At 40.0% G+C, this 8,095-nt stretch carries 7 protein-coding genes; all 7 read left to right on the forward strand.

The annotated features are described in order from the left end of the window. The first annotated feature begins 83 nt into the window (after window positions 1-83). The 7 genes from A2294_00005 to A2294_00035 all read left to right on the forward strand — a co-directional run bounded on the left by A2294_00005 (window position 84) and on the right by A2294_00035 (window position 7,958). The gene (locus A2294_00005; GenBank protein ID OGH85602.1) at window positions 84-1,010 is read left to right on the forward strand and encodes a hypothetical protein; all 927 of its coding nucleotides are present in this window, start codon (window positions 84-86) and stop codon (window positions 1,008-1,010) included. A gap of 3 nt (window positions 1,011-1,013) precedes the next feature. Further along, the gene (locus A2294_00010; GenBank protein ID OGH85603.1) at window positions 1,014-3,044 is read left to right on the forward strand and encodes a restriction endonuclease subunit M; all 2,031 of its coding nucleotides are present in this window, start codon (window positions 1,014-1,016) and stop codon (window positions 3,042-3,044) included. Window positions 3,045-3,046: 2 nt separating this feature from the next. Continuing rightward, window positions 3,047-3,763 carry a hypothetical protein gene (locus tag A2294_00015; GenBank protein OGH85604.1) on the forward strand — a complete coding sequence of 239 codons (717 nt, stop codon included), beginning with the start codon at window positions 3,047-3,049 and terminating at the stop codon, window positions 3,761-3,763. Beyond that, window positions 3,723-4,295 (forward strand): hypothetical protein, encoded by a 573-nt coding sequence (locus A2294_00020; GenBank protein ID OGH85605.1) that lies wholly within the window; start codon window positions 3,723-3,725, stop codon window positions 4,293-4,295. Before A2294_00015 ends, A2294_00020 begins: the two co-directional genes overlap by 41 nt. 4 nt (window positions 4,296-4,299) lie before the next feature. Beyond that, the gene (locus tag A2294_00025; GenBank protein ID OGH85606.1) at window positions 4,300-4,668 is read left to right on the forward strand and encodes a hypothetical protein; all 369 of its coding nucleotides are present in this window, start codon (window positions 4,300-4,302) and stop codon (window positions 4,666-4,668) included. Between the two features lie 70 nt (window positions 4,669-4,738). After that, on the forward strand, window positions 4,739-5,017 hold the full coding sequence (locus A2294_00030) for a hypothetical protein (GenBank protein OGH85607.1): 279 nt from the start codon (window positions 4,739-4,741) through the stop codon (window positions 5,015-5,017). A 1-nt stretch (window position 5,018) separates the two neighbouring features. Then, window positions 5,019-7,958, forward strand: a complete 2,940-nt coding sequence (locus tag A2294_00035) for a restriction endonuclease subunit R (GenBank protein ID OGH85608.1) — start codon at window positions 5,019-5,021, stop codon at window positions 7,956-7,958. Window positions 7,959-8,095 lie beyond the last annotated feature (137 nt).

Genomic DNA, 8,095 nt, shown 5'->3' on the forward strand with positions numbered 1-8,095 from the left:
TATTAGAAAGGGGTATAAGGTGTTTTCTCCGCTCCGCTACGAAAACGATTTATTTATAAGGGGAAAACGAATACAATAACATTATGAAAAACTACTATCGAATAATGCTTGGCCAAAAGAGTGTCTATGCCAAAGAGGCACATGACGGTAATTATATTGGGGCTGGCTGGCTACCCGACATTGATCTTGCTGGTAAATTTCCGGATAATTGGCGCGAGTTCAACAAAAAATTCATACCAATTTATCTCGAAAAAAATCCGGATAAGAAAAAAGTCTCCGCCGGGCTTGCTTGTGGCATGTTATACACAATCTGCAAAGGCATTTTGGTTGGCGACATTGTAATGTGTCCAGACGGAAGCGGTAATTATTACATTGGGGAGGTAACCGGAGAATATGAATTTGTAAAAGGTGGAACATTGCCACATCGCCGTGCTGTCCGCTGGTTTTCGCGCAGTGTTTCGCGCGAGGAAATGAGTGAATCTCTAAGAAATTCCACCGGTTCTATTGGCACAGTCAGTAATATTTCAAAATATGCAAATGAAGTTGAGGGTTTTATATCTGGCGCTCGTCCCGCTTCAATAATTTCAACAGATGAAACAATCGAAGATCCAAGCATCTTTGCTTTAGAAAAACACTTAGAAGATTTTTTAGTGCAAAACTGGCACCACACAGAATTGGGTAAACATTATGATATTTACGAAGAAGACGGAGAAAAAGTCGGACAACAATATCCAAGTGACACCGGTCCGATTGATATATTGGCGATCAGCAAAGATAAAAAAGAACTTTTGGTGGTAGAACTTAAAAAAGGAAGGGTTAGTGATGTCGTTGTCGGACAAGTACAGAGATACATGGGCTATGTTTTAGAAGAACTGGCCGAAGACAATCAAAAAGTAAGAGGCGCAATTATTGCCTTTGAGGATGATGTAAAAATTCATCGCGCTTTAGCAGTCGCGCCAAATATTGATTTCTATACCTACAAAATCAGCTTTAAACTGGATAAAAAATAGTCTATGAATCAAAATAATCACCAACAACTCGTCAATTTTATCTGGAGCATCGCCAACCTTTTGCGCGATGATTTTAAGCGCGCGAAATATCCGGATGTCATTTTACCTTTAACTGTCTTGCGCCGTCTGGATGCCGCACTTGAAGACACCAAAGCCGATGTTTTAGTTAAATATGAGAAATACAGAGGCAAGCTGGAAGACATGGACGGAATTTTGAAAAAAGCGAGTGGATATAATTTTTATAATACTTCGCAATACGATTTTAAAAAGCTATTAGACGATCCGAAAAACATCGGCAAAAACTTGCGCCTGTATATCAACGCTTACAGCCCACTCATGCGCGAAATAATTGATAAATTCAAATTCAACACGCAAATTGATGCGCTGGAAGAAGCCAATCTCACCTACCAAGTCATAGAAAAATTCAGCGAAGTTGAAATGCACCCTGATCGCGTGAGCAATCTGGCAATGGGTTATGTTTTTGAGGAATTGATTCGCAAATTTAACGAAGCGTCAAACGAAAATCCGGGAGAGCACTTTACTCCGCGCGAAATTATCCGCCTGATGGTTAATCTGCTGTTTTCTCCGGACTTAGATATTCTAAAAAAACAGCGCATTATTAAAACCATTTACGATCCAGCTTGCGGAAGCGGTGGCATGCTTACTGAAGCCAAAGAATGGATTTTGGAAAGCGTAAATGATACTGCTCAAGTAGAAATGTTCGGTCAAGAAGTAAATCCGGAAACTTTTGCCGTTGCTAAATCTGATTTACTGATCAAAGGCGAAAATGCTGACAATATAAAATTTGGCTCCACTCTTTCACACGATCATCTCTTTGGCGAAACTTTTGATTATATGCTTTCCAATCCGCCTTACGGCAAGGAATGGAAAAAGGATGAAAAAGAAATCGAAAAAGAAGCGGAGCTCGGCTTTCAAGGCCGATTCGGTGCCGGTCTTCCGCGCATTAGTGACGGCCAATTACTTTTTCTGCAAACAATGCTTGCCAAAATCAAACCATCAAACGGCGGAAGCCGTATTGCGATTGTTATGAACGGCTCGCCACTTTTTACCGGCGATGCCGGAAGCGGTGAAAGCGAAATCCGCCGCTGGATCATTGAAAATGACTGGCTGGAAACAATTATCGCTCTGCCGAATCAGCTTTTTTATAATACCGGTATTCATACTTATATTTGGGTGCTGACCAATCGCAAAAAAGATCACCACAAAGGCAAAGTAAAACTCATCAATGCCGTTGATCTCTACGAAAAAATGCGCAAAAGCTTGGGCGACAAACGCAATGTCATTTCTGATGAACAAATCCAAAAAATTACCGAGCTTACTTTGGACGGCGAAAAGAGCAAAATCGTCAAAGTACTCCCAAATGAATTTTTTGGCTATCGCAAAATTACGATTGAACGACCGCTCAAACTTAATTTTCAAGCCAGCGCTGAGCGTTTGGAAAAACTAAAAACCGAGTCTGCTTTCCAAAATCTTGCCAAAAGCAAAAAGCGCGACCCGCTCAAAAAATTTGAAGAAGAAAAAGCCGGTTTTGCGCTCCAAATTTCTATTCTGAAAGCGCTCGCCACTATCGGCGACATGCTCTATAAAAATCAAGACAAGTTTATTGAAGTTTTGGAAACGACTTTCAAAAAAGCTGATCTCAAATTGGACGCGCCGGTCAAAAAATCCATTCTCAAAGGACTTTCCGAGCACGACGAAACGGCTGATGTTATCACAGACAAAAAAGGCAATCCGGAGCCGGATGTGGATTTGCGCGATTATGAAAATGTGCCACTTGGAGAGGATATAAAAAAATATTTCACGCGCGAAGTCTTGCCCCATGTGTCGGATGCGTGGATTAGTGAAGATAAAAAATACTGCGACCACAAAGACGGTAAAATTGGTAAGGTGGGCTACGAGATTAGCTTTACCCGCTATTTTTACGAATACAAACCACTCCGTCCTCTTGATGAAATTGGCGGTGATATCAAAAAATTGGAAGATGAAATTGCCAAAATGCTAACAGATATTTAATTATGACAACTGCGACAAAATACAAAACATATTCCAAATACAAACCCTCCGGCATTGACTGGCTGGGTAATATTCCTGATGAGTGGGAAGCAAAACGATTGCGATATTTTTTTGATTATCATGCGGGCGGTGTTTGGGGCGACGAGGAAAAAGGCGATCAAAACGATTTGATTTGTTTACGCGTTGCCGATTTTGATTTTGGCCATTTTGGATTAAGTGGAGATGATTTGACCACAAGAAATATTCCTGAAAATCAACATTCGCGCATATTGGAAAAGGGCGACATACTTTTAGAAAAATCTGGCGGTGGTGAAAAACAAACAGTCGGACGCGCAGTAAGATTTGATTCAAGTGATCGTGCTGTTTGCTCAAACTTCATTGAAAAATTGACCCCGCTTAAAGTTCACAATTCAAAATACATTTCCTATTTAATGGGCGCGCTGTATTTCGGAACGATAAATGTACGCTCTATAAAACAAACTACTGGAATTCAAAATTTAGATATTTATGCTTATTTTTCGGAAGTTGTTCCTTTTCCAGAAAAAACAATTCAAAAGTCCATCGCTGATTTTCTAGATCGTGAGACGGCGAAGATTGATGAGATGGTGGCGAAAAAGCAAAAGATGATGGAGCTTCTCAAAGAAAAACGTCAAGCGCTCATCACCCACGCCGTCACCAATGGCCTTGATCCGAAAGCAAATAAGTGGATATTCTTTTGACAGTGAAAGTTACACGGACGATGGTGTCCCAATAATTCGTATAGGTGATATTTCGGAAATAATAGATTTTGAAAGCGTAAAAAAAGTTCCTGCCGATTTAGCAGTTGGTTTAGAGAAGTTCAGTATAAAAAAAGGAGACATTCTCCTTGCTTTAACTGGCGCTACTATTGGTAAAACCGCAATTTATGATTCAATGGAATTTGCTCTATTAAATCAAAGAGTTGCTATACTGCGCGGTAAAAAATTAGATCAAAAATATCTTACATATTTTATTGCTTCAAGTATTTTTAAAGAAAATATTGATTATTTATGTTTTGGAGGAGCGCAAGAAAATATTGGTAAAAGTGAAATAGGATCAATAATAATTTCTTATCCAAAAATTAACGAGCAAAAAGAGATTGTCGATTTTCTTGATCGCGAGACTGCGAAAATTGATGAGATGATGGTGAAAGTGGAGATGCAGATTGAAAAACTGCAAGAATACCGCCAAGCGCTGATCACCTGCGCCGTGACGGGTAAAATTAAAGTATAAATCTATGAACAATATTTGGTTTTTTGATAGATATGGAACAGCCCAAATAATCCTTGATGGCCAAGGCAGATTTTATAATCGCCACGGACACAATCTTGGATATGTAAAAGACAACCAATATATTTACAATTATAGAGGTAGGCATTGCGGTTGGATTGAAGGATATGTGATTAGGGATTTGTACGGCAATACGGCGGGTTTTTCACAATACTCAAACGATTTTCCTTCACCAATTTTTCCTATTCCACAAATACCGCCAATTCCGGCTATTCCACAAATACCGCCAATTCCGGCTATTCCACAAATACCAAATATCAAACCGATAAAATCATTTGGTTGGTCGCCAATATCATTAACTGATCTTTTTAATTGATATGGCGAAAAATAAATCACAAAATACGCTGACAAAAAAAGAGCAGTCAACCACGACAGCATATAAATTGATGTCGGAAAAAATAAATAACTTGGAAGCCTCGCTAAAGAAGACACAGGATGAAGCAGAAAAAATTCGTACCGAAAAATATGAGATTGAAAAAAAGAATGTTCTTTTGGAGGAAAAGCTAAAAAATTATTGGTTGATCACTTTTTTCGAATTTATCTCATCGGCCGGTTTTGGTTTTGCAGTCGGAGTTATCCCTACACAAAATTGGATATTAGCTTTATCCGTTGGAACACCATCTTTAATAATTTATATTGTCTGTCTTTATTTAACCAAAAAATAATATGATTGATACATCAGAAAAATCATTTGAAGCACATATTGAAACGGTTTTGACCGCTTCCGGCTATCGCAAGCGCGAGCCGAAAAATTATAATGCCGAATCCTGCATGGACGAGGAAATGTTGTTTGAGTTTATCTATGCCACCCAGCCAAAAGAATGGAAAAATCTTAAAGAACAGCACGGCGAAGAAGTGAAGGCAAAATTTGTGTATCGTCTCAAATCCGAGATTGAATCGCGTGGGCTTTTGGATGTGCTTCGCAAAGGTTTTGCCGACTATGGTTCGCGTTTTCAGTTGGTCTATTTTGCGCCGGAAAGCACTTTGAATCCGGAACATGCGCTTTTACATCAAAATAATATTTTTTCCATAATGCGACAGGTGAAGTTTAGCCAAAAAGACGGCAAGTCGCTAGATACGGTGATTTTCTTGAACGGTTTGCCGATTTCCACGCTGGAGCTGAAAAACTATTTGACCGGACAAAATGTACAGGACGCAATCAAACAATATCGCTATGACCGCGACCAACGTGAGGATTTGTTTGCTTTCAAGCGCTGTTTGGTGCATTTCGCCGTGGATAATGACCTCGTGTATATGACCACGCGCTTGGCGGGCAAATCCACTTTCTTTTTGCCGTTTAACAAGGGTTTTGAAAACGGCGCCGGCAATCCGGTGAATCCGAGCGGTTTTAAGAGCGCGTATTTGTGGGAAGAAGTTTTGCAGAAAGACAGTTTGCTCCAGATCATTGCCGAATTTATGCTCGTGTCTATCGAGAAGACAACGGATGAGGAAGGCAATCAAAAAGAAAAAGAGACGCTTATTTTTCCGCGCTATCATCAGTTGGACGCGTTACGCAAAATGGTGGCTCACGCGCGCAAGCACGGCGCCGGTCAGCAATATCTTATTCAACACAGCGCCGGAAGCGGAAAGACTAAAACAATTTCATGGCTGGCGCATAAGCTTTCCAGTTTGCACGATGCTAGTGATCAGAAAATTTTTGACACCGCCGTGGTAATTTCTGATCGGCGCGTGATTGATAAACAGCTTCGTGATGAAGTTCAGCAATTTGAGCAGACGGCAGGCGTGGTAGCGGCGATTGATCAAGGATCATCGCAGCTTAAAGAAGCATTAGAATCCGGCAAAAAAATTATTGTTTCTACTCTGCAAAAATTTCCGTACATTGTGGAGGAACTTGTCAAACAAGAAGGCAAAAAATTTGCCGTAATTATTGATGAGGCACATTCTTCGCAATCAGGGGAAAGCACCAAGAGCTTGAAAAAAGCGCTTGGGTCGTTGGAAGAAGCCGAAGCAGAAAACGAGAGCGAGGAAGAATTAACGAGCGAAGATGTGATTTTGGCGGAATTATCAAGCCGAGGACGACAGAAAAATATCAGCTTCTTTGCTTTCACTGCAACCCCCAAAGATAAAACCATGCAACTTTTCGGCACCAAAAAAGCCGATGGAACTTTTGAGCCGTTTCATTTGTATTCAATGCGACAAGCCATTGAAGAAGGTTTTATCTTGGATGTCTTGAAAAATTACACCACTTTCCAGACCTATTTTAATTTGATTAAAAAAATCGAAGAAGATCCACAATACGAAAAGAAAAAAGGCATCGCGCTCTTGAAAGGATATGTGGAGTTGCACGATCACGCTATAGGCAAAAAGACCGAATTGATTATTGAGCATTATCTGTCGCACACAACGCGCAAAATTGACGGCTACGCCAAAGCGATGATTGTCTCTCGCTCGCGCTTGCATGCGGTACGCTACAAGCTTGCTTTTGACCAATACATCAAAGAACACAAATACCCGATCAAAACCTTGGTGGCGTTTTCCGGCACGGTAACTGACGGCGGAAAAGAATATACCGAAGCCGGAATGAATGGTTTACGAAGCGATAAGCTCACCGCCGACACCTTCAAATTACCGGAATTTAAAATTTTGATTGTAGCAAATAAATTTCAGACTGGATTTGATCAGCCACTCTTGCATACAATGTATGTTGATAAAAAATTAGGCGGTGTTATGGCTGTTCAAACTTTAAGCCGGCTCAACCGCACCACTAAAGGTAAAGAAGACACGATGGTTTTGGATTTTGCCAATTACGAAGAAGAAATACAAAAAGCATTTCAGCCGTATTATGACAAAGCTATTTTGACCAAAGCCACCGACCCAAACAAGCTTTATGATTTAGAGCGCAACTTGCTTGATTTTGGTATTTTTGCCAAAGATGATGTTGAAACTTTCGCCAAAGTATTTTTCAAACGCGGAGCGACGCAAGAAAAACTGCATCCACTTTTGGATCCGATTGTTGAGGAGTATATGAAACGCGAGAAAAAAGAGAAAATTGACTTTCGCGATCAATTGAAAAATTATGTCCGCATGTATGCTTTTTTATCGCAAATTGTGTCGTTTAAGGATGTGAATTTGGAAAAGCTTTATGCGTTTTTGCGAATGCTTGGGCGTAAATTACCCGCCGAAAAAGAAAGATTGCCGGTTGAAATTACCGACAATGTGAATATGAATACCTATCGAATCCAGCAAATCTCCAGTGGAAATATTGAACTGGAGAAAAAAACCGGTGAATTGAAACCGATTGAGGGATTGGGAACAGGAAAAGGCGCGGGCGAAGAAAAGGAATTTTTGTCGCGCATAATTGACGAGGTGAATGAGCGATTTGGTACAGATTTTACAGAAGGAGACAAAGTATTTTTTGCCGAACTGCAAACGAGATTGGCAGGAAATGAAACTCTGAGCCAAAGCGCCAAGACAAACACCAAAGACGCACTCAAGCTTGTATTCGCGCATATTTTTGAGGATCAATTACACACTATGGTTGAATCCAACTTTGATATTTACAAGAAGATTGTAGAAAATGCGGAATTTGGAAAGTTTGTGAAAGAAAAAATGTTTGAGGAAGTATACAAAAAATTGGAAGAATAAGAAGACAAATAAAAGGCAAAAATTCCCTCCCCTTAAACCCCTTCCTTTTTGCCTTTTATTTAAAGAGAATAAGGAGTTTTGAAAAAATGAAATTCACCCCTAACCCCTCTTTCATTTTTTCAAAACAAAAAAAACAA

The sequence above is a fragment of the Candidatus Magasanikbacteria bacterium RIFOXYB2_FULL_38_10 genome, assembly GCA_001783145.1.
Classification (GTDB): domain Bacteria; phylum Patescibacteriota; class Patescibacteriia; order Magasanikbacterales; family UBA10003; genus GWC2-40-17.